General features: G+C 68.2%; 22 protein-coding genes, 1 tRNA gene, 1 pseudogene and 1 riboswitch. Of the genes and pseudogenes, 13 read left to right on the plus strand and 11 right to left on the minus strand.

Translation table 11 applies throughout. The annotated features are described in order from the left end of the window. Window positions 1-9: 9 nt before the first annotated feature. Window positions 10-513 carry a DinB family protein gene (locus tag ACFK0J_RS03085; RefSeq protein ID WP_378736364.1) on the plus strand — a complete coding sequence of 168 codons (504 nt, stop codon included), beginning with the start codon at window positions 10-12 and terminating at the stop codon, window positions 511-513. A 6-nt stretch (window positions 514-519) separates the two neighbouring features. Here the strand turns inward: ACFK0J_RS03085 and ACFK0J_RS03090 are convergent, their stop codons facing one another. Then, window positions 520-1,065 carry a DJ-1/PfpI family protein gene (locus tag ACFK0J_RS03090; protein ID WP_378736366.1) on the minus strand — a complete coding sequence of 182 codons (546 nt, stop codon included), beginning with the start codon at window positions 1,063-1,065 and terminating at the stop codon, window positions 520-522. Between the two features lie 107 nt (window positions 1,066-1,172). Between ACFK0J_RS03090 and ACFK0J_RS03095 the strand changes: the two genes are divergently transcribed. The 3 genes from ACFK0J_RS03095 (at window position 1,173) to ACFK0J_RS03105 (ending at window position 3,304) form a co-directional block, all read left to right on the plus strand. Beyond that, window positions 1,173-2,390, plus strand: a complete 1,218-nt coding sequence (locus ACFK0J_RS03095) for a DNA polymerase III subunit delta' (protein ID WP_378742587.1) — start codon at window positions 1,173-1,175, stop codon at window positions 2,388-2,390. Between the two features lie 137 nt (window positions 2,391-2,527). Next, window positions 2,528-2,603, plus strand: a tRNA-Thr gene (locus ACFK0J_RS03100). Window positions 2,604-2,650: 47 nt separating this feature from the next. Then, window positions 2,651-3,304 carry a Uma2 family endonuclease gene (locus tag ACFK0J_RS03105; RefSeq protein ID WP_378736368.1) on the plus strand — a complete coding sequence of 218 codons (654 nt, stop codon included), beginning with the start codon at window positions 2,651-2,653 and terminating at the stop codon, window positions 3,302-3,304. A gap of 37 nt (window positions 3,305-3,341) precedes the next feature. Here ACFK0J_RS03105 and ACFK0J_RS03110 read toward each other — a convergent pair whose 3' ends face one another. Further along, window positions 3,342-3,632: a putative quinol monooxygenase gene (locus tag ACFK0J_RS03110; protein ID WP_378736370.1), complete on the minus strand. Its 291-nt coding sequence runs from the start codon at window positions 3,630-3,632 to the stop codon at window positions 3,342-3,344. 129 nt (window positions 3,633-3,761) lie between these two features. Next, window positions 3,762-4,814, minus strand: a complete 1,053-nt coding sequence (locus ACFK0J_RS03115; RefSeq protein WP_378736372.1) for an alpha/beta fold hydrolase — start codon at window positions 4,812-4,814, stop codon at window positions 3,762-3,764. Between the two features lie 281 nt (window positions 4,815-5,095). Here ACFK0J_RS03115 and ACFK0J_RS03120 point away from each other — a divergent pair, with 281 nt between their 5' ends. The 3 genes from ACFK0J_RS03120 to ACFK0J_RS03130 are packed head-to-tail and all read left to right on the plus strand — an operon-like array spanning window position 5,096 to window position 6,278. Further along, complete coding sequence (locus ACFK0J_RS03120) at window positions 5,096-5,512, plus strand: glyoxalase superfamily protein (RefSeq protein ID WP_378736374.1); 417 nt, start codon at window positions 5,096-5,098, stop codon at window positions 5,510-5,512. 56 nt (window positions 5,513-5,568) lie between these two features. Then, the gene (locus ACFK0J_RS03125) at window positions 5,569-6,033 is read left to right on the plus strand and encodes a DUF2752 domain-containing protein (RefSeq protein WP_378736376.1); all 465 of its coding nucleotides are present in this window, start codon (window positions 5,569-5,571) and stop codon (window positions 6,031-6,033) included. A gap of 56 nt (window positions 6,034-6,089) precedes the next feature. Further along, on the plus strand, window positions 6,090-6,278 hold the full coding sequence (locus ACFK0J_RS03130) for a hypothetical protein (protein ID WP_378736378.1): 189 nt from the start codon (window positions 6,090-6,092) through the stop codon (window positions 6,276-6,278). A 5-nt stretch (window positions 6,279-6,283) separates the two neighbouring features. On the opposite strand, the gene ACFK0J_RS03135 is transcribed toward ACFK0J_RS03130, so the two are convergent. The 3 genes from ACFK0J_RS03135 to ACFK0J_RS03145 form a co-directional block, all read right to left on the minus strand. Then, on the minus strand, window positions 6,284-7,618 hold the full coding sequence (locus ACFK0J_RS03135) for a M1 family metallopeptidase (RefSeq protein ID WP_378736380.1): 1,335 nt from the start codon (window positions 7,616-7,618) through the stop codon (window positions 6,284-6,286). Next, entirely contained in the window at window positions 7,618-11,613 is a 3,996-nt protein-coding gene (locus ACFK0J_RS03140) for a Pls/PosA family non-ribosomal peptide synthetase (protein WP_378736382.1), read from the minus strand. Before ACFK0J_RS03140 ends, ACFK0J_RS03135 begins: the two co-directional genes overlap by 1 nt. Before the next feature lie 349 nt (window positions 11,614-11,962). Beyond that, window positions 11,963-12,610, minus strand: a complete 648-nt coding sequence (locus ACFK0J_RS03145; RefSeq protein WP_378736384.1) for a LysE family translocator — start codon at window positions 12,608-12,610, stop codon at window positions 11,963-11,965. A 324-nt stretch (window positions 12,611-12,934) separates the two neighbouring features. Then, a riboswitch (SAM riboswitch) is annotated at window positions 12,935-13,048 on the plus strand. 46 nt (window positions 13,049-13,094) lie between these two features. Between ACFK0J_RS03145 and ACFK0J_RS03150 the strand changes: the two genes are divergently transcribed. Next, entirely contained in the window at window positions 13,095-14,414 is a 1,320-nt protein-coding gene (locus ACFK0J_RS03150) for an aminotransferase class V-fold PLP-dependent enzyme (RefSeq protein ID WP_378736386.1), read from the plus strand. A 19-nt stretch (window positions 14,415-14,433) separates the two neighbouring features. Here the strand turns inward: ACFK0J_RS03150 and ACFK0J_RS03155 are convergent, their stop codons facing one another. The 3 genes from ACFK0J_RS03155 to ACFK0J_RS03165 form a co-directional block, all read right to left on the minus strand. Beyond that, window positions 14,434-14,985, minus strand: a complete 552-nt coding sequence (locus tag ACFK0J_RS03155) for a flavin reductase family protein (protein WP_378736388.1) — start codon at window positions 14,983-14,985, stop codon at window positions 14,434-14,436. Window positions 14,986-15,084: 99 nt separating this feature from the next. After that, window positions 15,085-15,561, minus strand: a complete 477-nt coding sequence (locus ACFK0J_RS03160; RefSeq protein WP_378736390.1) for a YbaK/EbsC family protein — start codon at window positions 15,559-15,561, stop codon at window positions 15,085-15,087. A 53-nt stretch (window positions 15,562-15,614) separates the two neighbouring features. Beyond that, window positions 15,615-15,935 (minus strand): 2-oxo-4-hydroxy-4-carboxy-5-ureidoimidazoline decarboxylase, encoded by a 321-nt coding sequence (locus ACFK0J_RS03165; RefSeq protein WP_378736392.1) that lies wholly within the window; start codon window positions 15,933-15,935, stop codon window positions 15,615-15,617. Window positions 15,936-16,297: 362 nt separating this feature from the next. On the opposite strand from ACFK0J_RS03165, the gene ACFK0J_RS03170 reads away from it, so the two are divergent. The 5 genes and pseudogenes from ACFK0J_RS03170 (at window position 16,298) to ACFK0J_RS03190 (ending at window position 21,551) form a co-directional block, all read left to right on the plus strand. Beyond that, complete coding sequence (locus tag ACFK0J_RS03170; protein WP_378736394.1) at window positions 16,298-17,119, plus strand: crotonase/enoyl-CoA hydratase family protein; 822 nt, start codon at window positions 16,298-16,300, stop codon at window positions 17,117-17,119. A gap of 88 nt (window positions 17,120-17,207) precedes the next feature. Next, window positions 17,208-17,714: a MarR family winged helix-turn-helix transcriptional regulator gene (locus ACFK0J_RS03175; protein ID WP_378736396.1), complete on the plus strand. Its 507-nt coding sequence runs from the start codon at window positions 17,208-17,210 to the stop codon at window positions 17,712-17,714. Between the two features lie 22 nt (window positions 17,715-17,736). Further along, window positions 17,737-19,572: pseudogene (locus tag ACFK0J_RS03180) on the plus strand (MDR family MFS transporter); the annotation flags it as partial. A gap of 87 nt (window positions 19,573-19,659) precedes the next feature. Next, entirely contained in the window at window positions 19,660-20,919 is a 1,260-nt protein-coding gene (locus tag ACFK0J_RS03185) for a sensor histidine kinase (RefSeq protein ID WP_378736398.1), read from the plus strand. Further along, window positions 20,907-21,551, plus strand: a complete 645-nt coding sequence (locus tag ACFK0J_RS03190; protein WP_378736400.1) for a response regulator — start codon at window positions 20,907-20,909, stop codon at window positions 21,549-21,551. Before ACFK0J_RS03185 ends, ACFK0J_RS03190 begins: the two co-directional genes overlap by 13 nt. A gap of 45 nt (window positions 21,552-21,596) precedes the next feature. Here the strand turns inward: ACFK0J_RS03190 and ACFK0J_RS03195 are convergent, their stop codons facing one another. Both ACFK0J_RS03195 and ACFK0J_RS03200 read right to left on the minus strand, forming a co-directional pair. Next, window positions 21,597-23,120, minus strand: a complete 1,524-nt coding sequence (locus ACFK0J_RS03195) for an alpha/beta fold hydrolase (RefSeq protein ID WP_378736402.1) — start codon at window positions 23,118-23,120, stop codon at window positions 21,597-21,599. A 67-nt stretch (window positions 23,121-23,187) separates the two neighbouring features. Beyond that, window positions 23,188-24,378 carry a serine hydrolase domain-containing protein gene (locus ACFK0J_RS03200; RefSeq protein WP_378736404.1) on the minus strand — a complete coding sequence of 397 codons (1,191 nt, stop codon included), beginning with the start codon at window positions 24,376-24,378 and terminating at the stop codon, window positions 23,188-23,190. Window positions 24,379-24,567 lie beyond the last annotated feature (189 nt).

Here is a 24,567-nt window from a genome sequence, read left to right on the forward strand (position 1 = left end):
GGATCTCCCATGGCCGACCAGGAACGCGAAGAGCTGATCAAAGTGCTCGCCGATCAGCGAGAACTGTTCCGGATCACGGTGCGCGGCATCGACGACCAGCAGGCGCGGCAGCGCACCACCGCCAGCGAACTGACCCTCGGCGGTCTGCTGCATCATCTGGTGAGCTGCGAACGCCACTGGGTCACCGTCCTCGCCGAGCGGGACGAAACCGCGGAGCTGGACGCGTCGCGCTTCGAGGGTGAATACGTGATGGCCGAGGGCGAGACCGTCGAGGGCCTGCTCGCCGAGTGGGACAAGGTCGCCGCGGCGACCGCCGAGCTGATCCGCACGGTGGACAGCCTGGACACCTCGGTTCCCACCCCGACCACACCCTGGTCGCCGGAACGGATCTGGTGGACGGTGCGCTACACGTTGCTGCACATCCTGCGCGAGATCTCGCACCACTCCGGGCACGCCGACATCATCCGCGAGGAACTCGACGGCGCGAACAGCACGTACTCACGGATCTCGTGAGTCACGCTATTTGCTGAGCACCCTGAGGAATTCACGCATCCAGGCCGGATGATCGGGCCAGGCGCGGCCGGTCACGATGTTCTCGTCGACGTAGGCTTCGCTGTCCACGAACTTGGCCCCGGCCGCCTCGATGTCCGGGGCCAACGCGGGATACGCGCTGCACGAACGGCCGACCAAGACGCCTGCGGCAGCGAGGATCAGCGGTCCATGGCAGAGCGCGGCGATGGGCTTGCCCGCCTCCGCGAAGTGCCGCGCCAGACGCTGGCAGTCCGGGTTGTTGCGCAGATACTCCGGCGCGCGACCGCCCGGCACGACCAGCGCGTCGTAGGACGCCGGATCGACATCGGCGAACGCGACGTCGGCGGGCCAGCTGTGCCCTGGCTTTTCGGTGTATGTGTCGAAGCCGTCGACGAAGTCGTGCACCACGAACTGGAGCTGCTTGACGGCCGGGGCCGCGATGTCCACCTCGTAGCCCTCTTCGAGCAGGCGCTGATACGGGTACATGACCTCGAGGTCTTCGGCCGCATCGCCGGTGATCAACAGAATTTTCACGGTGATTCCACCTCCTCCTCGAGGATCCGCCGGGCCGTCGGCGCGGTCAATAGCGTCGGGTGCGTCGAGCCGAACGGACCCGGCGATCCGTGTCGGTGCGGACGGCTATGGTGTACGGCGTGGCGGGTGTCTTCGATCGGTTGGTCGGCCAGGATGCGGTCGAGTCCGCGCTGACCGCTGCCTCGGTCGCGGCGCGTGCGGAGGTGGTCCAGGGCGCGATGACGCACTCGTGGTTGTTCACCGGGCCACCCGGATCGGGGAGATCCATTGCGGCACTGTGCTTTGCGGCCGCACTACAGTGCACCGATCCCGGTACGCCGGGATGTGGGCACTGCCATGCCTGTACGACCACCATGGCGGGCACGCACGGTGACGTGCGCCGGGTGATCCCGGAGGGGCTGAGCATCAGCACCAAGGAAATGCGCGAGATCGTGCAGATCGCCTCGCGCCGCCCGAGCACCGGACGATGGCAGGTGGTGGTCATCGAGGACGCCGACCGGTTGACCGAGGCCGCGGGCAACGTGCTGCTGAAGGTGGTCGAGGAGCCGCCGGAGCGGACGGTCTTCCTGCTGTGCGCGCCGTCGGTCGACCCGGAGGACATCTCGGTGACCCTGCGCTCCCGTTGCAGGCACGTGCACCTGGTGACGCCCTCGGTGCCCGCCATCGCACAGGTGCTGCGCGAGCGCGACAAGCTCGACGAGAAGACCGCGAACTGGGCCGCCTCGATCAGCGGCGGACACGTCGGCCGCGCCCGCCGCCTCGCCACCGACGAGGAGGCGCGGGCCCGCCGCCAGCGGGCGCTGGCCCTGGTCGCCGCCGCCTCGAAGCCCGGCGCCGCCTACGCCGCGGCCGACGAACTGGTCAAGGCCGCCGACGACGAAGCCAAACAGATGAGCGCCACCCGCGACGACCGCGAGCGCGAAGAACTGGCCACCGCGATGGGCGCCGGTGGCACCGGCAAGGGTGCCGCGGGCGCCACCCGTGGTTCCGCCGGCGTGCTGAAAGACCTGGAAAGACGGCAGAAGTCGCGCGCAACCCGCACCGGTCGCGACTCCCTCGACCGTGCCCTCATCGATGTCGCCGGCGTCTACCGCGACGCCCTCGCCGTCCGCTTCGGCGCCGCTCGCAACGGTTCCGGCGTAGCCCTCACCCACCCCGACATGTCCGACCAGATCCACGACCTGGCCGAGCGCGTCCCCCCCGAGGGCCTACTCAAATCCATCGACGCCGTCCTCGCTTGCCGCGAAGCCCTCGACGTCAACGTCAAACCCCGCTTCGCCCTAGCCGCCCTGGCCGCCGCCTTGATGGCCGCCCAATCCGGCTAGCACCCGGCGCCCCCGTCCAGTCACACCCGCCGCAGCCCCGACCGACTGTCACCTCGCGCCCCGCCCGCTCCCCACCGTGACCACCCGTTTTCGCGATCCACCCCCCGAGACGATAGACTCGCCACGCCGAAAGGCACGCCGCCTTAGCTCAGTCGGTAGAGCGCTTCACTCGTAATGAAAAGGTCGCGAGTTCGATTCTCGCAGGCGGCTCCATCAAATCCAGCTAGTTGCCCGACCCGCTGGACAACTACCATTGCGGCATGCCTCTTCCGAGCATCGAGCGGCCGGACCTCCCCGAATACATGACCTGGGAGGAGCTCGAGCGACTCCCAGAGGAAATCGCCGAACAGATCGAGCTGTGGGATGGTCGCGTGGTGTGGGTCCGCCGCGGGCCCGGTGAACACCAGACCTTCACACGTCGTTTGACGAACTCGCTGGAACGTTGTGCGGGCAAAGCCATGTCGGAAAGTCCCGAACGGTGCTGGCAGGTCAACATGGAGACCAATGTCTTTCTGGGGCACAGCGGAAAGTCCGACTTTCTGACGCCGGACTTCCTGGTCCACCGCTGTCTGGAGTCCCCATACCAGGATGTTCGGGCGATAGACACCGTGCTTGTCGGCGAGGTGTTGTCGCCATCCAATAGGCAGATCGACATCGAGGCGAAGAAGGGTCGATACGCCGGTGCGGGGATTCCCTGGTACTGGGAGATCACCCTGCAGCAAGAGTTGAGTGCGATCGACACTGTGCGCGCCTATGCGCTCGAGACCGGGCACGGGCAGCTCCCGGACGGCGTCCATCCTCTCCGCAGGGCCAATTACCTGCTGGCCGGCGAGTGGACGCACGCTGACGAAACCGGAATCCAGATCGAGTTCCCCTTTTCGATCCACGTGCCATGGTCTGAGCTGGAAGTCTGATCCGGCTTGGTGCCGCCGGACGCCGACACGGTCAGGTTCAGCCGAAGGGTGGGCGGGCGTTGGTGACGGTGTATTCCAGGACGTGGTCGGTCTTGATGGGGATGCCGGGGTCGGGGGCGTTGGCGACGGAGCGCCATGCTTCGAGGTTTTCTCGGGAATCCCAGCGTTCGAAGTTGTAGACGCGGGCGGGGTCGAGGGGGTCGGCGGTGATGGCGACGTCGAGGCAGCCGGGGGCTCGGCGGGCTCGGTTTACCAGGTCGCGGAAGGCGGCGACGTAGGCGTCGCGGTGTGCGGGGTCGACTTCCACATGTCCGGCGATGATCAACACTCGTGGAACCTCTTCTGCCGAAGGGAGATTGCGTGCTCGGCAGTAAGGACGATGTGGGGCCGATGAATTAATCGGCTGGGTGTGCTCCTGGGCCGGGCGCCGTTGACCAGCCCAGGAGAACAGTAGGGGTCAGCCCGCGGCGGCCGTGCGGAGATCGGCCTGCTGGGCGACCAGCTCTAGTTCCGCGTTGAAGCGGTCGGCGGCCTCGATATTGCCGAGATGGCCGGTCGGCCAGCTGTGATAGGCGGCGAGGTGGCCGGTGCGGGCGAGCACGTCGGCGATCCGGCGGGACATCCGCTCCGGCAGGAGGCGGTCATGGCTGCCCGCGATGACGGTGGTCGGCACGGTGAGATGCGCGACGCCATCGCTGACATCGAGATCGGCCAGCGCCGCGGCATGCCGCCCGCGGGTGAGCGGACGACAGGAGCGGACGATGCCGAGGGAGAAGTTCACTTCGTCGGCGGTGGCCGCCCTGCCCATCACCCGACTCTTGAAGACCGTGCCGATCAGCCAGCCGCCGGGCAGCGGCACGGGCGTGGTCAGCACCGTCTCGGAGACGAACGCGGGCAGCCGGACCGGCGCGCCGAGCACGGTGACCGGCTTGTTCTGCACCGTGAGCTGCTTGTTCAGCAACGGCAGCAGGTCGGTGTCGTAGCGGATGTTGCCCGAGGTGGTGTTCAACAGGATGGCCGCGGCGGCGCGAGTGCGGACCTGCTCCGGATAGCGAGCCGCCCACGCCTGCACCGTGATGCCGCCCATGCTGTGTCCGGCGAGCACGGCGCGCTGTCCGGGGCGCAGGGTGGCGTCGAGCACGGCGGACAGGTCGTCGGCGAGGGTTTCCCGGCTCGGCAGCCGGGTGCCGAGTTGGCTGTCGCCGTGGCCGCGCTGGTCATAACAGACCACTCGGTATCGATCGGCGAAGGCGTTGATCTGCGGGTTCCAGTATTCGATGCTGCAGCTCCAGCCATGGATCAGCACGATGACCGCGCCGTCGGCGGGACCGTAGGCGTGCACCCGGAGCCGGGCGCCGTCCACGGTGGTGACCGGGATGACCTCATGGGGGGCGGTGGGGGCGTTCAACGACGCGGTCCGGAAGGTGCGTGATCGCAACCCGGCGCGATATGCGGCGGTCAGGGCGCCATTCCGCGCGTCCGCCAGCGTCTTCATCGACTTCACCAGCATCGAGCACTCCTTTGTGTCTGCCGCCACAGTACAGTGCAAGCTGGGTGCTTGCTAGTGCAAGCGCGTCGTAGCGGATCTTCCTGGCTCATAGGTGTGGATACCCTGATTTCGGTGCAGTGACACTGTCTCTCTTCACAAAGAAACGCGATCGAGATAGCCGTTCTGCTGAGTTCATCGCGGCGTGCACGGCCGCGTTAGCCCGCGAAAGTGGCGATCCAGTAACGGTTTCCGCGAACGTCCGCACCGGACGAAGGCGCGGCCATCGCGGACATCCCTCGATCATGTCGGTCCCCAGTGCCATGATCGGTGACGTGGCTTCCGATGAGATCGGCTTCGCAGCACCCATCCCCGTACTTCGTATGTTCGACGTCGCCAGGGCATACGAGTTCTACCGCGACTACCTGGGTTTCACCGTCGACTGGGAACACCGGTTCGGCGACAACTTCCCGTTGTACGCGCAGTTCTCCCGCGGCTCGGCGACACTCCACCTCAGCGAGCACCACGGTGACGGCACTCCCGGCACCGTCGTGTGGATAGCGGTGGACGACATTCAGGCCTGGCACACCGAGCTGGCGGGTAAGGACTACCGCTACGCCAAGCCCGGCTGCCCGGAGGAAGGTCCGGGCGGCCCCGGTTTCGAACTGGTCGATCCTTCCGGCAACACCCTGCGCTTCGCTCAGCCCGACCAGGACGAGTGACGACCACGGTGTCATCCTGTGGCCACGACCGGTCGGCCACGGTTACGGTTGATGCTGTGGAGAGCACGCACGTTGCCCCGGAACCGGCGGCGCATCCGGAACCAGCGCCCCCGACCCGGTCCGGTTGGCGCGGCGTAGGAGTCCCTCTGCTGGTGGCGGGCGTCGGCATCGGCGTAGGCGTGCTGTTGCACGTGCGCGACCCGCATGTCGAGGGTTCCTATGGCGTGTGCCCGGTGTACGCGCTGACCGGCTGGTGGTGTCCGGGCTGTGGCGGAATGCGGGCGATCCATAACCTGACCGACGGCAACATCCTGGATTCGTTGCACAGCAACCTGCTCGCGGTTCCGCTGGTGCTGGCCTTCGTCCTGTGGGTGAGCGACTGGACGCTGCGCGCGTGGCGTGGCCGGCGTATGCGCCTGCCCTCGATCAACGGACCGACGATGTGGACCTTCTTCGCGCTACTGACGATCTACACCGTGCTGCGCAATACCCCGTGGGGCGCCTGGCTCGCCCCGGTCTGACTCGATCCGGCGCGCCACGTGCGGTTCGCCCGCCGCAGACCGGGCAAGCTGCAAGCATGAGTGATTCATTGAAGGACCGTATCCGGGCGAAGCTACTGCGCCAGCTCCAAGAGGACGGCGCACCGGACGCCGAGCACGACGATCCACGCCAGATCTCGGTGGAATCCGACCTCGAGGCACTCAACTGCGTCCCCGACGACGACCCCCTCCTCGAAGAGCTCGCCGCGCGATACCTGGTGTTCTGACCGCGCTACATCGTCGACGGTGGGAGTTGGGGAAGCGACTTCTCGACCAACCAGCCGTCCCACAGCGGCCGGAGCGGGATCCGGCTGTAATGCCCGGCCAAGTCGGTGAACTCCTCGGTGCTGACCGAGCCGTGGCGATAGCGAATCGTCCACTCCCGCAATAGATCGAAGAACGCCAGATCGCCCAGTTCCAGCCGCAACGCGTGCAGGGTGAGCGCACCGCGTTTGTAGACCCGATCGTCGAACATGTGCAGCGGGCCGGGGTCACCGACGGCGATGTCCTGCGGCTGCCTGGACAGGTTGTGCCTGGCCGCACGGGCGAGTTGGTCGGCGGTGGGGCCGCCCGCCGACTCGGACCAGATCCATTCGGCATAACAGGCGAAACCCTCGTGTAGCCAGATATCGCGCCACTGCGCGATGGTCAGGCTGTTGCCGAACCACTGGTGCGCCAACTCGTGCGCGACCAGCCGTTCGGCGCCGCGCCTGCCGTCGCAGTGGTTGGCGCCGAAGATGGAAATGCCCTGCGCCTCGATCGGAATCTCCAGATCGTCGTCCGTGATTACCACGGTGTACGCGTCGAACGGGTACGGCCCGAACCGCTCGGTGAAGATTTCCATCATCTGCGGCTGGCGGGCGAAGTCGTGCTCGAAGTTGGCGCGCAGCCGGGGCGGGGCAATGGCATGCATCGGCACCGCGCTGGGCGGTGAAACGATGCGGTGCTTGTGATACGGCCCGATCTGGATGGTCGCCAGGTAGCTGGCCATGGGTTCGGCCTGCTCGTACACCCAGGTGGTCTGGCTGGCCTTGATCTGCTTGCGCAGCAGGGTGCCGTTGGCCAGCGCGTAGTACGGGCTGTCGGTGGTGATCGAAATCCGGTAGCTGGCTTTGGAACTCGGGTGGTCGTCGCACGGGAACCAGGACGCGGCGCCGTTCGGTTGGCTGGCCACCAGCGCACCTTCGGTGAGCTCTTCCCAGCCGACCGCGCCCCAGGGGCCACGCAGCGGCCGCGGGACGCCGCCGTACTGGACGACGATCGACAGCACGCCGCCCGCCGGAATCCGCTGCTGCGGCGTGATCATCAACTTGCCACGCTGGTGCACGTATTTCGCGGCCTTGGCACCGTTGACGAAGACCTTGGACACGGTGAGGGCCTGGGCCAGATCCAGCGAGAACCGCGGCTGCACGGCGGTGGTCACCGCGGTGATCTCGGCGCGGCCCGCCAACCGGTTGCTGGCCACCTTGTAGGTCAGGTCGAGTTCGTACCGCGATACCCGGTAGCCCCGATTCCCGTTCTGCGGCAGGTACTCATCGATCGGCGCCTCGTAGAACTTGCCCGGCATCAGCGGGCCGCCCCCGGGTCGCCTCCGAACCACGGCGCGATCGGGTTGCCCCACCAGCGTGTGGACGGGGGAACGGTGTCACCGCGCATGACCAGCGAGGCGGGACCGATGGTCGCGCCCTCGCCGATGGTCGAGGCGGGCAGCGCGACGCAGTGCGGGCCGAGGGTGGCGCCCGCGCCGAGGGTGACGGTGTCCATGGCCATGATTCGATCGTGGAACAGGTGCGTCTGCACGACGCAGCCGCGTTCCACGGTCGCGCCGTCACCGAGTGTCACCAGGTCCGCCTCAGGTAGCCAATAGGACTCGCACCATACCCCGCGGCCGATCTTGGCACCGAGTCCGCGCAGCCACAGATTCAGCACCGGCGTACCCGTCGCGGCGCGCGCGAACCACGGCGCGGCAACGGTTTCCACGAAGGTGTCGGAGACCTCGTTGCGCCACACGAACGAGCTCCACAGCGGATGCTCCTCAGCCCGGATCCGGCCGACCAGCAACCACTTCGCGGCCACCGAACTCGCACCGGCTACCGCACCGGCGGCCAGCAGCACCAGGCCGCTGAGCAGTGCGGCGGGCAGATGACCGATGCTCCGCGCGAGCCAGGCCAGGGTGAACAGCACGCCGAGTCCGATGGCGAAGGTCACCAGCACCGGGACCAGGCGGCAGGTTTCGACGATGCCGCGCGCCAGCCGCAGCTTCGGCGGCGGATCGAAGGTGCGCGCGGTGTCGGAACTCTCCGGCGCGCGGCGCAACCGGACCGGCGGGCTGCCCAGCCAGGACGAGCCCGCTTTCGACTTGGACGGCGCGGCCGAAAGAACCGCCACCAGGCCATTTTTCGGCACCCGCCGACCGGGCGCGGTCATCCCGGAGTTGCCGAGGAAGGCCCGCTTGCCGACCTTCGCCTCGCCGATCCGCAGCCAGCCGCCGCCGAGTTCGTAGCTGGCGATCATGGTGTCGTCGGCCAGGAACGCGCCGTCGGCGACCGTGGTGAATTTGGGCAGCAACAGCACCGTCGATGCCTCGACACTCTTGCCGATCTTCGCGCCGAGCAGGCGCAGCCAGACCGGGGTGAGCAGGCTGGCGTAGAGCGGGAACAGGAAGGTGCGTGCCGCGTCGAGCAGTCGCTCGGTGGACCACACCTGCCAGCCGACCCGGCTGCGCACCGGGTGGTAGCCCTCGGTCAGTCCGATGCTGAGCAGCCGGACGGCGAGGATGGTGACCACCGCGTACACGGCCAAACTGAGTAGCGTCGCGACCGGCAGGATCGCGAAGGCGCGGCCCAAACCGCCCGCGAGGGTGTGGGTATCGCGGATGAACCAGGCGATGAAGACGCCGCCCGAGCCGAGCCCGAGGATGGGCACGGCGGCCAAGGCCATCGAGGTGACACCGAAGATCGCCACCCAGTGCGCCGCCCGAGCGGGGGTGTGGCCGGGCCAGCGATGGTGTGCCTTGCCGACTTTCGAGGCGGGCGAGCCCGCCCACTCCTGCTCGGCTTTGACCTTGCCGGATACCGCGGAGCCGGGGGCGATCTCGGCGTTCTTGCCGATCCTGGTGCCGGGCAGCAGGATCGAGCGGGCGCCGATCACCGCGCCCGCGCCGACGGTGACCGGGCCGAGGTGCACGACGTCGCCGTCGATCCAGTAGCCGGACAAGTCGACCTCGGGTTCCACGCTGCACCCGTCGCCCAGTTCGAGCATGCCGGTCACCGGCGGGAGGGTGTGCAGGTCGACGCCCTTGCCGATCTTCGCGCCGAGCGCCCGGGCGAAGGGGACCATCCACGGTGCGCCCGAGAGGTTTTCGGCGCCGCTGGCCTCGGATAGCCGTACTGCTGCCCAGAGCCGCAGATGCACCGAACCGCCGCGCGGATACCGCCCGGGCGTGACCCCGCGCAGCAGTAGTCGAGCCCCGGCAACGCAGATCGCCATCCGGCCGGGCGGCGAGATGAAGAGCAGGAACGCGGCCAGCGTCCACCACCAGGACAGGTGCGGCAACCACGGCAACGAGCCGGACCAGCCCGCGATATTGCCGACGATCGCCAGCCAGGTGAGCCATTGCAGGCCGGTGAGCGTGGTGAGCGGGATGGTGGCGAGCACCTGCGCCCACTGCGCGAGCCGCGGCGTCGGGCGCACGACGCGCTCCTCGACGGCGACGGCCGGTGTGCTCTGCTCCAGCAGTTCGACCAGCGCGCCGAGGCGGGGATGGTCGTAGAGGTCGGCGACGGTGACCTGTGGGTAGCGCTCGCGCAGTGCGGTGACCAGCTGGGCCGCCGCCAGCGAGCCGCCGCCCAGCTCGAAGAAGTCGGCGTCGAGGTCGGTCGCCTCGCCGCCGAGGACCGAATCCCACAGTCGCGCAACCCATTGCGCGGTGCCGGTGAGTTCGCTTTCGGCATCGTCGTCGGTGTTGTTCGGCAACGGCCATGGCAGGGCGTTGCGGTCCACCTTGCCGGAGGTGCGGGTGGGCAGTTCGGTGACCACCGCGAGCCGGGGGACCAGGGGCGCCGGAAGTTGTTCGGCGAGTTGGGCCCGCGCGGCCTTGGTATCGAAATCGGGCCCGGGGCCGGTGAGGTAGCCGACCAGAATCTTGTTGCCCGCCTTGGTGGTCCGGATGGCCGCGGCAGCGCCGGTCACGCCGGGCAGATGTTGTAGCGCGTTGTCGATCTCACCGAGTTCGATGCGGCGGCCACCGAGCTTGATCTGATCGTCGGCGCGGCCGAGGAAGACCAGACCCGCGCGGTCGTTCCGCACCAGATCGCCGCTGCGGTAGGCGCGTTCCCAGCCGACCGAGGGCAGCGGCGCGTACTTCTCCGCGTCTTTGGCGGGATCGAGATAGCGGGCCAGGCCGACACCGCCGATCACCAGTTCGCCGGATTCGCCCTCGCCCACCGGGTTTCCGGCCGCGTCGACCACCACCAGGTCCCAGCCGTCGAGCGGGAGCCCGATCCGGATCGGCCATGTGCCGTCGAGCAGTGCGGCGCAGGCGACCACCGTGGCCTCGGTGGGGCCGTAGGTATTCCAGACCTCGCGCTCCGTATCCGTGTTGGATTCGCGGCCTTCGCGGTGCCCGCCGTGGTTACGCTCCGCTACCTCCTCCGGGCCCGTCGCTCGTGCCGCGGTGTTCCCGGCAAGACGTTCGGCGAGTTCCGGCGGTACCGCCTCGCCGCCGAAGATCAACAGCCGGACCGCGTCCAGTGCCTCGGCGGGCCAGGTGGCGGCCAGCGTAGGCACCGTGGAGACGATGCTGATCTCCCGGCGTACCAGCCATGGACCGAGGTCGGCACCGGTCCGGACCAAATCGCGCGGGGCGGGGACGAGGCAGGCGCCGTTGCGCCAGGCCAGCCACATCTCCTCGCAGGAGGCGTCGAAGGCGACCGAGAGTCCGGCGAGCACCCGGTCGCCGGGGCCGATCGGGGCGTCCGGCAGGAAGAGCCGGGCCTCGGCGTCGACGAAGGCGGCGGCGTTGCGGTGGGTCACCGCAACACCTTTCGGCGTTCCGGTGGAGCCGGAGGTGAAGATGATCCAGGCATCGTCGGCCGGGGTCGGCGGGGAGCTCGTGCTCGCGTCGGGCGAATTGTCCGCTGCGGCACGGATTCCCGCCGGTGTCGTCTCGATGCCCGCCGCGGTCACGATCGCGGTGACCTGAGCCTCGCCGAAGACCAGCTGAGCCCGTTCGTCCGGGTCGTCGGCGTCGACCGGCACATAGGCGGCGCCCGCGTACAGCACGGCCAGAATGGTGAGGTAGAGCTCTCGGGAGCCCGACGGCATGCGCACGCCGACCCGGTCGCCCGGCCGCACGCCCGCCTTGGCCAGCCGAAGCACGGTCTGCTCGATCTCGGCGACGAGTTCGAGGTAGGTGAGCACCGTGTGGCCGTCATCGATGGCGGGTGCGTCGGGGTGGGTCAGCGCGGTGGCGTTCAGGATGTCGACGAGCGTCCGGGCCGGTGGCGTGTGCGGGGTCCGTAGTAGCGGATCCACCGTCGCGTCAACCTGTGGCTGGAGCATGACGCCCTGCCCACCTCCCATTCGACCTGCCTCGCACTTCCCTGGTGTTGTTGTGTCATAGCTGGGTTACCAGTGGGCAAACACCCTGGTGACCAGTTGTCCACGGTACTCGGGGTTGTCGACGTTTGTTGTTCACCGGCGCGGTTGCCGGGCTCCCGAAGGCGGGCCGGGTCGTTGCAGGTCGTGGCGATTTCTTCTGGGCGTGCCGAAGCAAGGCCTGGTGGGCGGGTCCCGAGGCGAGTTCGCCAGATAGTCGCTGGGTCGGTGGGTTCGCCTCGTTGTGATTCCGCTCATCGGCCCGGTGATCTTGCAGCTCAGGGCCTTTCGAGCACCGCTGCGGCGGTGGGATTCAGGCCGCGGAGGCGGCGGTGCCTAGGCCGAGGGTGGCCAGAATTGCCGCGCTGGCCTGTTCCAGCCGTTCCCGAATCTTCGGACGGCGCAGCAGTGCGACCGCGCGGGAGGCGACCAAGGCCAGGATCACCATCTCTACCGCGGCGATGAGCGATTCGATGGCGCCGAGCGCGAGGGTGTTGACGAAGGTGACCTCGGTGAGGAACTGGGGCAGCACGGCGAGATAGAACAGCCCGACCTTCGGGTTGAACATGCACGAGACGACCCCCGCGGTGAACGCCGAGCGAACCGAGGTACGGGTGCCAGTGCCAGCGTGCGCGAGACCATCGGAGTCACCGGCTTCCCGCGCCGCCCGCCGCTGCCGCCGTTGATCGAGCAGCGCGCGAACACCCAAGTACACCAAGTAGATTCCACCGACCACCTTGAGCACACGGTAAGCCGTCGCCGACTGCTCCAGCAGCGCCGCGACACCGGCCGCGACCACCACCGCCCACAGAATGCCGCCCAGCGCCGACCCGATCGCGGCGGCGATCCCCGGTCGCGCGTCCACCAGCGAGAATCGCAGCACCAGGAACGAATCCGGCCCAGGCGTGATCGACAGCAGGACGCACACCCCGATAAAGCTGAGCAGCAGGGAAACCGACACCCCGCAATGTGACCCCAGAACCCCCGAATAAGCAACGCATTTCCGCCGCTCCCCGCCCAACCCGACCACCACGCCGCCATCTTGTGCCCGAGCCGCCGAGGCACACCCCCTGCGGAATCACCACCCCTCACGCACCCACCACAGCGCGAGTCTTACGAGCGCCGTTCGCGGCCCGTCTCGCGTCCGAGTGGCCGAAGCGCATGCGCCGCAGGCGCGAGTCTCGGCCGCTCGGACGCGAGACTTCCCGGGGCCGCGAACCCGCCGCGGCCACGCGGCCAATCACCCAGTTGACAGGGTCGGGTTGTTTCTGCCAATCTCGGGGCAGGTCATGAGTACCAGCGTTCAGCCCCGGCTTGCTGGTCGGCAACCCTCCTCCGCGGTGGGGTGCTCCGGGTGACGACCGGGCCGACGCCCGACCGGGTGCGGCAAGCGCGGACTCGACGAATCATCTGATTGCGGGTCCCAGAGCCGATGGGATTATCTGATGACTGCTGTTGTGGATCGGAACTGTGCGGCCCTCGCCCGGGTTTCCGGCGATGACCTTCGGGTGCCGCTCGTGCAGGGCGGGACGACCACCTACGCCAACTTCGACTACGCCGCGAGCGCACCCGCGTTGGCCCAGGTCACCGACCGGGTGCAGCAGTTGTTGCCGTTCTACGCGAGTGTGCACCGCGGCGCGGGCTATGCCTCGCGGATCTCCACCGAGTGCTACGAGGCTGCCCGTGGTTCGGTGAGCCGCTTCCTCGACGCGGCCGACGACCAGGTGGTGGTGTTCACTCGCAACACCACCGATTCGCTGAACCTGCTGGCCTCCTGCGTGCCGGGTGACACCGTGGTGCTCGACATCGAACATCACGCCAACTTCCTCCCATGGACCAGGCACGGCCGTCGGGTGGTCCAGGCCGGTGCCACCGTCGAGGAGACCGTGGGCCGTCTGGTCGCCGAGTTGTGCAGCAAGCCCGCCGCGCTGCTGGCGGTGACCGGTGCGTCCAATGCCACCGGCGAGGTGCTGCCGTTGGAGCGCCTCGCTACTATCGCGCACCAGTGCGGGGCCCGCATCCTGGTCGATGCCGCGCAGCTCGCGCCGCATCGGCGAATCAGCTTGCGCGACACGGGTATCGACTATGTCGCGTTTTCCGGGCACAAGCTGTACGCGCCGTTCGGCGCTGGCGTGCTCGTCGGTCGCCGGGATTGGCTGGACAACGCGGAGCCGTACCTCGCCGGTGGCGGCGCGGTCCGCGAGGTCACCACCTCCGGCGCGGAGTGGGCGCCCGCACCGCAGCGGCACGAAGGCGGTTCGCCGAACGTGCTCGGGGCCGCCGCACTTGCCGCCGCCTGTGACGCGCTCTGTGAGATCGACGCCGACACCCTTGCCACCCACGAACATCACCTCGCCGATCGGCTCCGCGCCGGTCTCGCCGCCATCCCGGGCGTGCGGTTGCTCCGCATTTGGACCGACGCCCCAGATACCGTCGGCATCGTCGCCTTCACCCTGGACGGTTTCGTCCCCGGCCACGTCGCGGCCTACCTGTCCGCCGAACACGGCATCGGCGTTCGCGACGGTCGTTTCTGCGCCCACCCCCTGCTCGCCCGCCTCGATCTCGACGGCGCTCTGCGCGCCAGCATCGGTCTCGGCACCACCTTGGCCGACGTCGACCGCCTCGTCCAGGCCGTAGCCACCCTCGTCCACACCGGGCCCACCTGGAACTACGCCAGCACCAACGGCCTCTGGAACCCCACTCCCGAGACCCGGCCGTTCACCTCGCAAGCCCCCACCGGCGCGGCCCCCTGCCTCGTCGGCTGAGCCGCAGCACGCAGGGGGATCAGTCGCCGAGTTTGGTGGGGCGGTGATATTGGCCGTTGTAGTAGAGGAGGGGGGCGGCGGTGGGGGTTTCGTTGGTGTTGTCGTGGACTCGGGTTACCAGGCCCACTACCAGGGTGTGGTCGCCGATGGGGATGAGTTGGTGGATGGTGGCGCGGACCCAGATGGGGGTGCCGTGCAGGACGGGTTCGCCGGTGTCGAGAGTGGTCCACAGGGAGCGGTCGGCGAAGCGGTCCTCGGCGGTGCGGGCGAAGCGCTGGGCCAACTCGTGCTGGTGTTCGCCGAGGAAGTGGATGACGACAGAGTCGGCATCGAGCAGCGCCGCCAGGCTGGACGAGGTGTGCGCGATGTTGAAGGAGACGAGCGGGGGCGCCAGCGACAGGGACGCGAACGAGGTCGCGGTGAAGCCGATCGGGCCCTGCGGTGAGTCCAGCGTGACGACGGTGACACCGGCGGGATAGTGGCGCATCGAGGCGCGGAACTGCTCGGCGGTGATGCCGCTCAGATCGTCGGGAATCTGGAAATCCGTGGCGGGCCGTTGTGCTTCGGTCACACGTCCGAAACTACGCCGTGGTCGGCTGCGACGGGTGATCGCGTCGCCTGCGGAAATCCATCCCGAGATGAACCCCGCTGTTCAGCGGGTTCGCGTGATTCAGTCGACGTCGATCGGCAGACCGGCGGTGATCCGCACCAGTTCTTGAAAAGAGGTGCGGAACACCGTGTTCGGGTGTCCGCCCGCGGCCCACACCTCGCGATGCCGGGACAGCGCGGTGTCCACCCAGGTGGGCAGGTTGGTGGGGTGACCGACCGGCGCGACACCGTTGATCGGCTGCCCGGTCACCTCGCGAACCATATCGGCGGGAGCCCTGGTCAGCGTCCCTTCCAGCCGCTTTCCAGTGGACTCGAGGTCCACCTCGTGCGCGCCGGAAACCAGCAGCAGCACCGGATCCTCGTCCAACAGGAACACCAGCGAGGTGGTGATGGCACCCACATCGACACCGAGCGTTCGGGCGGCATCCGCGACAGTGGGCGTCGGTGCCGGCTGGGTCACGATGACACCGTGATGCCCTCGGGCGATGAGGGTGTCCGCGACTCGGCAGGCGATCGGTGGCAATGTCGACCTGCGCATGTCACCAGAGTAGAGCGATTGCGGTTGGTGCGCCCGGCTACTCGGCGAATGCGTCAGTATTCCGGATACCCCTCGCTCGGCCCCAGCATTCGGGCGATCCTGGCGCGCGTGACGTGTGCCAGCTCGGTCACCCTGCTCCCCGAGACCGGTTCGTGCACAACTACTTCGAGCGCCCGATCGAGATCAGCCTGGGACAGCGCGAGCAGCTCGACATCGGCCTTGGCCAACAACGCCTCCCGATCCTGATAAGGGCGGGCATCGGCGAGCTTGGCGGCCCAGGTGACATTGCAGCAGCAGTCGAAGAGCGCGTGTATCGCACGGGCACGCGAGATCTGGTTGAACCGATCAAGGCCGATTCCTTGATGCATCAGCATGATGGCCTCCGAGCCGATGAATTGAGGTTTGCTGACTCGATTAATGATCCGCTCGACAGCTCGGTGGGAACCAGTGCGCCGCATCGATTTTGCGAAGGATTTACAGTATTTTCGGCCGCGTGGCCGCGGCGTGTTCGCGGCCCCTGAATGTCAGCATCGCGTAGCGATTCGGTGAGGGGCGGTGGTCGGGCGACGGGTGGGCCTCGCGTCCGAGCGGCCGAGACTCGCGCCTGCGGCGCATGCGCTTCGGCCACTCGGACGCGAGACGGGCCGCGAACGGCGCTCGTAAGACTCGCGCTGTGGTGGGTAGATGAGGGGGTGGGTGGGGCTGCGGGCTTTGCTCTGCTCGTTACGCTGGTCAGATGACTGATTGGCAGGCTTTCACCGTCGAAACCAAGGACTACGTCGCGCAGGTGACCCTGACGGGTCCCGGCAAGGGCAATGCGATGGGCCCCGATTTCTGGCGCGAGCTGCCGGAGATCTTCCAGGCGCTGGACGCCGACCCCGAGGTGCGCGCGATCGTGCTGACCGGTTCGGGCAAGCACTTCTCCTACGGCCTCGATCTGCCCGCGATGAGCGGCACGTTCGGCCCGTTGATGGGGGAGCGGGCGCTGGCCGCGCCGCGCACCGAGTTCCTGACCGAGGTCCGCAAGATGCAGGCGGCGGTGACCGCGGTGGCGGACAGCCGCAAACCGGTGATCGCCGCGATTTCCGGCTGGTGCATCGGCGGCGGGCTCGACCTGATCGCCGCCGCGGACATCCGCTACGCGAGCGCCGACGCCAAGTTCAGCCTGCGCGAGGCGAAGGTTGCCATCGTCGCCGACATCGGGTCGCTGCACCGGCTGCCCGGCATTATCGGCGAGGGTCAGCTGCGCGAACTCGCCTACACCGCCAAGGACATCGACGCCGCCCGCGCCGAGAAGATCGGCCTGGTCAACGACGTGTTCGAGGATCAGGCCGCGGCGCTCGACGCCGCACACGCCACGGCACGCGAGATCGCCGCGAACCCGCCGCTGGTGGTGCAGGGTGTAAAGGACGTGCTCGATCAGCGGCGCAAGGACGAGGTGGCCGCCGGACTGCGCTATGTGTCCGCCTGGAATGCCGCGTTCCTGCCGTCCGAGGACCTCACCGAGGCGCTCAAAGCGGTGTTCGAGAAGCGCGCCCCGGAGTTCAAGGGCAAGTAAAGCGTCGTTTACCGCTTGCCCCAGTACCAGGCTCGTCCGCATACTTGCATCGCACAACTAATTGATTGATGCAAGCAAGGATGAGGGTGTGGACGACGAAACGATCGACACGATCGCGGTGCAGCTCACTCGATTGCAGCGGATTCGCGACCGCACGGCGGCCCAGATCGGCACCTGGACCAAGGACGGACTCGATCCCGCCGCATTCGGCGCACTGCTGCGGCTGTGCTGCGACGGACCGATGCGATCGGGCGCGCTCGCGGGCGCATTGCACGCGGACGCGTCGACGGTCAGCCGTCAGGTGGCGCAGTTGGTCGACCGGCAATTGGTCGAGCGGCAGGCCGACCCGGCGGACGGCCGGGCCACCGTACTCGTCGTCACCGACCGCGGCCGGGCCATTGCCGAGCAGATCCGCAGGCGTCGCAACGAGAACCTGACCCGGGTGATGGCCGACTGGACGCCGCAGTCCAGGGCCGACTTCGCCGAGCTGCTCCGGCAGTTCGTCGACGACTTCGAGCGCACCAGGCCGGAGATGATCGCCGCGATGCGCCGCAACTGGGACGAGAACTTTACTGGGACGGAGAACGACACGTGACTGAACGCAGCGAGCGAACCATCGGCACCACGACCGGCGACGGGGCGCGGTCGTGACGACGTCGGAGACCGTGGCGGCGCCCCCCGCGTTCAGCCATCGCCAGATCCTGGTGATCCTGAGCGGATTGATGCTCGGCATGCTGCTCGCCGCGCTCGACCAGACCATCGTGTCCACCGCGATCCGCACCATCGCCGATGATCTCAACGGCTACTCGATGCAGGCGTGGGCGACCACCGCCTACCTGATCACCGCCACGCTGGCGACGCCGCTGTACGGCAAGTTGTCCGATATGTTCGGCCGCAAGCAGTTCTTCATGCTGGCGATCGCGATCTTCATCGTCGGCTCGCTGCTGTGCACGCTGGCCCAGTCGATGTATCAGCTGGCGGCGTTCCGGGCCGTGCAGGGCATCGGCGCGGGTGGACTGATGTCGCTGGCGCTGACCATCCTCGGCGATATCGTCGGGCCGCGGGAGCGCGCTAAGTACCAGGGTTACTTCCTCGCCGTCTTCGGCACCTCCAGCGTGATCGGCCCGGTGCTCGGCGGCGTGCTCGCCGGGCAGGAGACGATTCTCGGTGTCAGCGGCTGGCGCTGGGTGTTCCTGGTGAACGTGCCGATCGGCCTGATCGCGCTCGCGGTGGTCTACCGGGTGCTGAAGCTGCCGAAGCGGCCGCATTCCACCGACCGGGTCGACTGGTGGGGCGTGCTCGTACTGGCGATCGGACTCGTCCCGCTGCTCATCGTCGCCGAACAGGGACGCGAATGGGGCTGGGCCAGTGGACGTTCCATTGCCTGCTATGTGATCGGCGTAGCGGGCATCATCGGGTTCGTCTTCGTCGAGAAGGCGCTGCGAGATGCCGCGCTCATCCCGCTGCGCATCTTCAAGAACCGGACCTTCGCGCTCGGCGTGGTGATCTCGTTCGTGGTCGGTGCCGGAATGTTCGGCGGCATCTCGCTGCTGCCGCAGTACTTGCAGGTGGTGCGCGGGGCGAGCCCCACCCTGGCGGGCTTGCAGATGCTGCCGATGGTGCTCGGGCTGATGACCGGTTCGGTGGTGTCCGGCCAGCTGATCGCGCGGACCGGCCGCTATCGCACCTTCACGATCATCGGCGCGAGCATGCTGACGCTCGGCTTGTTCCTGCTGCACTTCTTGAACGCCGACAGCCCGCTGTGGCTCGCGATGATCTTCATGGCGTGCACCGGCTTCGGGCTCGGCAACCTGATGCAGCCGCTTACCCTGGCGCTGCAGAACGCGTTGCCGCCCAAGGACATGGGCGTGTCCACCGCGGCCGCCACCTTCTTCCGGCAGATCGGCGGCACGCTCGGTGTCGCGGTGTTCCTCTCGATCCTGTTCGCGCAACTCACCCCGAACATCTCCGAGGAGATGCGCAGCGCCGCAACCGATCCGAAGTTCCAGCACGCGGTGGTCGAGGGCGCGCGCAGTAGCAACCCCACCGACGCCGCGCTGGCGAAAGGCCTGCTCGCGCAAGACACTTCGGCCGCCGGACAGGTGCTGAAGGACAGCTCGATCATCCAGCAGCTGAGCCCGGACCTGGCCCGCCCGTTCAAGGTGGGCTTCGCGGACTCCATGTCCACGGTGTTCCTGTCGGCCACCGGTGTCGCGCTGCTCGCGCTGATCCTGGTGCTGTTCTGGCGCGAGGTGCCGCTGCGGTTGACCGGTGGCATCGAGGCGGCCCAGGCCGAAGCGGCCGAAGCGTCCGACGAGCCGAAATCCGGAGCGCACGTGCTGGACCAGACCGGTTTGCTGCTCGGCGGTGGTGAGGCGGTGAGCCCTGCGCACCGCAGTGATCCCGGCGACCGTGCGTCCGGCAGATCGACGGACGGCTCCGGTTCGGCGTGAGCGAATTCGGTCCGGCCGGGCCCGGGGTGACCACCGCCCCGGGCCCGGCGGGCACCGCACGCTGCGGCCGCGTGCTGTTCTGACACCATGACCAGAGTGATGGTGGCCTTGCGATCCGCGCGCGACAAGTTGTGGCGCCTCCCGGGTGCGCTCGGCTACCTGGTGGTCGGCGGCGTGACCTCGGTACTCGCGCTGTTCGCGGTGGTCGTACTGCTGCTCGTCGGCTCGTTCTGTCTGATCGGGGTGGGGATACCCGCGCTGCCCGAGGCGGTCCGGCTGGTCCGGCCGTTGGTGTCGTTCGATCGGCGCAGGGCCGCACGGCTACTCGGTGAACCGATCGAGGAGGCCTATCAACCGTTCACGGGTGGGCTGCGGCAGCGGGTCGCGACGGTGTTCACCGATCCGGCGAACCGCCGCGACTTCGGCTGGCTGGTCGCGCACGCGCTGACCGGGGTCTATATCGCGATCTTCGCCGTCGCGCTTCCGGTGAGCGCACTCGTTCAGCTGACGATCCCCGCATTTTGGCAGTACCTGCCGCCGGGGCAGGAGTTCAGCAGTTACGGGTTCACGGTCGATTCGTGGCCTATGGCGGCGCTCAGCTTTGTCATCGCGTTCCCGGTGGCGCTGGTGTCGCTGCAAATTCCGGTAGCCGCGCGCTGGCAGGCGCTGGCGGCCCGGGCCTTGCTCGAGCCGCCCAAGGGAGTCCAGCTCGCCGACCGCGTCGCGGCGCTCACCGCGACCAGGGCCGCCGCATTGGACGCGCACGGTGCGGAGCTGCGCCGGATCGAGCGTGATCTACACGATGGTGCGCAGGCGCGGCTGGCGGCGGTGATCATGCAACTCGGGCTGGCCGACCAACTGCACGATCAGGATCCGGAAACGGCGCAGCGGCTGGTGCGCAAGGCCCAGGACACCGCGACCGACGCACTGGCCGAACTGCGCGACGTGGTGCGCAACGTGTATCCGCCGGTGCTTTCCGATCGCGGCCTGGCGAGTGCGATCACGGCGGTCGCCGCCCGTAATCCGATCCCGTGTGTGCTCGACCTCAGCGAGGTGGGCAGGCGACCCGCCGCGGTGGAGGCGGCGGCATATTTCGTCATCACCGAGGCACTCACCAACGCCACCAAGCACTCTCGCGCCGAGGGCATCTCGCTGGTACTCGGCGGGGCGCCCGAGCTGTTGACGATCGAGATCCGCGACGACGGCGTCGGCGGCGCCGTGGAGACCTACGGCGGCGGCCTGGCCGGTATCCGCCGCCGGGCCGAGGCGCTGGACGGCCGGATGATGCTGACCAGCCCGCCCGGTGGCCCTACTGTATTGCGGGTGGAGTTGCCGTGCGGGTCATGATCGCCGAGGACGACGCCCTCCTGCGGGAGGGGCTGGTGCTGTTGCTGAGCACCGCGGGTATCGAGGTGGTCGCCGCCGTGGACAACGCGGACGACTTCCTCGCGGCGGTGGCCGCCGACCGGCCCGACGCCATCGTCGTCGATGTCCGGCTGCCGCCGACGTTCACCGACGACGGGTTGCGCGCCGCCGTCCGCGCCCGCAAGCTGCATCCCGGCCTGCCGGTGCTGGTGTTGTCGTCCTGGGTGGAGGACAGCTACGCCGCCGAACTGCTCGGCGACGGCGCGGGCGGTGTCGGTTATCTGCTCAAGGAACGGGTCGGCAAGGTGGACCGCTTCCTGGATTCGCTGCGCCGGGTCGCGGCGGGCGGCACCGCGATGGACCCCGAGGTGATCTCGCAACTGCTGGTGCGGCGCAAGGCCGATGATCCGATGGCCGCGCTGACCGCCCGCGAGCGTGAGGTGCTCGCGCTGATGGCCGAGGGGCACAACAACGCGACCATCGCCGAGCGGCTGGTGGTCAGCGAAGGCGCTGTGCACAAACACATTCGGAGTATTTTCGCCAAGCTGGGTCTGTCCACCGAGGATGTCGGGCACCGCCGGGTACTTGCGGTGCTCGCCTATCTGAACGCGTGAAGGCCTGAACCCGTTGGGGCTCAGGCCTGCACACGCGGTTCCGGGTCAGTCCGCCTGGCAGGTGATATCCGTGGCGGGCAGGGTGCCGTCGCGGAAGTAGGTGTTCACCGCCGAGTACACGCAGCTGTTCTGGTAGCGCCCGAAGATCCAGTGGATGGCCACATCCTGCAGGGTGACCATGCGGGACGCGCTCAGGTAGTTGTGCATGGCGACCGCACCCTGATAGGCGGTGCGGGTGTCACCGGTGGACTGCACGATCAGGGCGGGCACCGAATTACGCACTTCCGTAAGGGGTTCGGCGGGCGGCGCCCAGAACGCGCACGGCGTGATGTTGTTGGCCAACGCGCCGAACACCGGTTGGGTGGCGCGGGCCGCTTCGATGTTGCGCCAATAGAATTGGGGATCCCGTGGCGCGGCGACATCGCCGCACATGATGGCCATCTGGGACGAATTGTCCCTCGGTCGTGCCCGCAACGCGAAGCCGAGCGTGGCGTCCAGCGTCTCGTCGAGCTCGACGGGCTTGCCGGCGGCGGCGTCGGCGATCGTGCGGACCTGACCGGCGAGCATCTCGTACTGCTCCGGGGAGTCCAGTCCGACGAACAGCACCATGGGCAGCCAGTGATCGTCGATCTCGTACTCGCCCAACCGGATCGGCTTGTCCGCGGCCCCGCGGATCAGGTCTTGGACTGCGTCGCGGACCTGGGCGCGGGTGGCGCCGAAGTGGTACTCGCCGTCGCGAGCCGCCACCCAATCCGCCCACAGGTCGAGGGCGGCCTCATTGACCGGCCCCATCGCCTGCATCATCCCCACCACGCCGTACTGGTCCGGATCCGCGGCGCTGTCCAGCACGAACCGATCGCTGCGGTCGGGGAACATCTGGGTGTACACCGCACCCAGGTACGTGCCGTACGAGGTGCCGTAGTAACTGATCCGGTCCACGCCGAGGATGCCGCGGATCACATCCATGTCGCGCGCGGTGTTGCGGGTGGTGATGTGGGGCAGCCGGGCCGCTTCCGTGGTGGCGCAGCGGGCGGCCAGGTCGCCTTGCATCGCAACGGATTCCGCGAAGCTGGTCGCGTCGACGCCCGCCGAGTGCAGCCCGATGCCGCGTGGCCAGCGGCAGTCGATGGGCGAGGAGCGCCCGACGCCACGCGGATCCATGCCGATCAGGTCATAGCGAGCGCGTACGTCGGGCGTCATCGCCTTGCCGACATCGACCATGAAGTCGAGGCCCGCACCGCCCGGCCCGCCGGAGTTGGACAGCATGACGCCGTGTTTGCGCGCCGGATCGGCGGCGATCCGCGAGATCGCGACGGTGAGCGTTGGTCCCTGTGGCTCGGCGTAGTCGAGCGGCACGGTGACATCGGCGCACTGCGCGCCTGCTTCGTCGAGCTTGGGATCTTCGCATCCCTTCCAGTCCAGTTGCTGGCTGTAGAAGCGCTCCAGCGCAGGCGTTTCCGTGTTCGCGTTGGCTGCGGGCCCGGCACAGCCGACCAGACCGGCACAGGCCACCAGTCCGGTCACCCCGGCCAACGCCGCCGTGAGTCCTCTTGTGCGTTTCACTGGCATTCCTCCGAAATGGTTCGGCCGCACCCGAAATCGGAGCGGTCGTGCTGAATGGCCGCACGCCGGTCGGTCACGGGGCGCACAGGGCGGCATCGAGCAGACCTTCGACCTCGTCGGAGGCTTGCTCGGAAGTCGGCAGCTGGTTCACCGTGACGGTCACCGCGGTGCCGTCGGCGGTCACGCCGTTGCGTGTCTCGAAGCCGGGGATGCTGCCGCCGTGTCCCCACACCTCTTTGTCGCACGGCACGGGTTGGTGGATGAGGCCGAGCCCGTAACCCGCGCCCGGCCCGCGGTCGAACGGCACGGTGCGCTTCATCTCGGCCAGTTGCGCGGACGGCAAGAGCTTTCCGGTCAGCAGCGCGGTGAAGAATCGGTTCAGGTCGGCCCCGGTGGCGACCATATCGCCCGCGGTGCCCGCCCATGACGGGTCGAAGTCGGTGAAATCGACTGGCTTGCCGTCCCTTACGTGATAGCCACGGACATGCGGGCCACGGATGGTCGTTTCGCGGGCGGCGGGAACATAGGTGTCCCGCAGGCCGAGCGGCTCGATGATCCGGCGTTGGATCTCGTCGGCGGCCGAGTGACCGGTCACCCGCTCGATCAACAGACCGAGCAGCAGGTAGTTGGTGTTGGTGTAGACCGATTTCGCGCCGGGTTCGAAGTTCGGCGGCATCGTCATCGCATCGCGGACCAGATCGGCCTTCTCGAAGTGCTGCCAGCGCAGCGCTTCCTCCTCCGGGTTCAACTGCGCGGCATGCTCTCGTTCGATGCCGTCGCCATTGCCCCGCCCCAGGTAGTCCGGCAGGCCGCTGGTGTGCTGCAACAGCTGGCGCACCGTGATCCGGTTGCCGTCGTTGCCATTGCCCTGCACCACGCCGGGCAGGTAGCGCTCGATCGGGGCATCCAGGTCGACCCTGCCCTCGGATACCAGTTGCAGCAGCACGGTCGCCACGAATGTCTTTGTGTTGCTGCCGATCCGGACTCGCGCGTCGGCCGGGAACGGAGTGCGGGTGCTCATATCGCCGACGCCCGCGGTGAAGGTGTGATGCCCGCCGGGCCCGTCGATGACCACCTGGACACCCGGAAACCCGTTCCGCACCACGCGATCCATCGCGGCGGCGATAGCGGGCGGAGCGGTTTCGGGCGAGTCGTCCGGCCTGGCCACCGACGTCTCACTGCCACACGCGGCCGCCGCGAGCACCGCGCCGACCACGACGGCCGACAGGGCGGCCTTTCCGGAGTTGCGCCGAAATGGGTTCATGAGCAGTCGATTCCTCCTGTTCGAGCCGGAAGGCATGGGTGCGTCCCCGACGATTCGAGCCTAGGAATCCGGCGCTGCCCAGCCCATGCCGCGCGCACCCGAATGCCGGGTACCGCCTACTGGCGTGGCATGGTGGTGCTAGCACCACCGCGGACTGCGGCATAAGTCGGCCATCATCGAATACTCAGG

The organism is Nocardia brasiliensis (assembly GCF_042691675.1).
Lineage (GTDB): Bacteria > Actinomycetota > Actinomycetes > Mycobacteriales > Mycobacteriaceae > Nocardia > Nocardia brasiliensis_D.

What these genes read in the sequence shown, in the direction of transcription:
- ACFK0J_RS03085 (WP_378736364.1), top strand. Translation starts at nt 10, where the DNA reads ATGGCCGACCAGGAACGCGAAGAGCTGATCAAAGTGCTCGCCGATCAG.
- ACFK0J_RS03095 (WP_378742587.1), top strand. Translation starts at nt 1,173, where the DNA reads ATGGTGTACGGCGTGGCGGGTGTCTTCGATCGGTTGGTCGGCCAGGAT.
- ACFK0J_RS03105 (WP_378736368.1), top strand. Translation starts at nt 2,651, where the DNA reads ATGCCTCTTCCGAGCATCGAGCGGCCGGACCTCCCCGAATACATGACC.
- ACFK0J_RS03115 (WP_378736372.1), bottom strand. Translation starts at nt 4,814, where the DNA reads ATGCTGGTGAAGTCGATGAAGACGCTGGCGGACGCGCGGAATGGCGCC.
- ACFK0J_RS03120 (WP_378736374.1), top strand. Translation starts at nt 5,096, where the DNA reads ATGTCGGTCCCCAGTGCCATGATCGGTGACGTGGCTTCCGATGAGATC.
- ACFK0J_RS03130 (WP_378736378.1), top strand. Translation starts at nt 6,090, where the DNA reads ATGAGTGATTCATTGAAGGACCGTATCCGGGCGAAGCTACTGCGCCAG.
- ACFK0J_RS03135 (WP_378736380.1), bottom strand. Translation starts at nt 7,618, where the DNA reads ATGCCGGGCAAGTTCTACGAGGCGCCGATCGATGAGTACCTGCCGCAG.
- ACFK0J_RS03140 (WP_378736382.1), bottom strand. Translation starts at nt 11,613, where the DNA reads ATGCTCCAGCCACAGGTTGACGCGACGGTGGATCCGCTACTACGGACC.
- ACFK0J_RS03150 (WP_378736386.1), top strand. Translation starts at nt 13,095, where the DNA reads ATGACTGCTGTTGTGGATCGGAACTGTGCGGCCCTCGCCCGGGTTTCC.
- ACFK0J_RS03160 (WP_378736390.1), bottom strand. Translation starts at nt 15,561, where the DNA reads ATGCGCAGGTCGACATTGCCACCGATCGCCTGCCGAGTCGCGGACACC.
- ACFK0J_RS03165 (WP_378736392.1), bottom strand. Translation starts at nt 15,935, where the DNA reads ATGCTGATGCATCAAGGAATCGGCCTTGATCGGTTCAACCAGATCTCG.
- ACFK0J_RS03170 (WP_378736394.1), top strand. Translation starts at nt 16,298, where the DNA reads ATGACTGATTGGCAGGCTTTCACCGTCGAAACCAAGGACTACGTCGCG.
- ACFK0J_RS03185 (WP_378736398.1), top strand. Translation starts at nt 19,660, where the DNA reads ATGACCAGAGTGATGGTGGCCTTGCGATCCGCGCGCGACAAGTTGTGG.
- ACFK0J_RS03195 (WP_378736402.1), bottom strand. Translation starts at nt 23,120, where the DNA reads ATGCCAGTGAAACGCACAAGAGGACTCACGGCGGCGTTGGCCGGGGTG.
- ACFK0J_RS03200 (WP_378736404.1), bottom strand. Translation starts at nt 24,378, where the DNA reads ATGAACCCATTTCGGCGCAACTCCGGAAAGGCCGCCCTGTCGGCCGTC.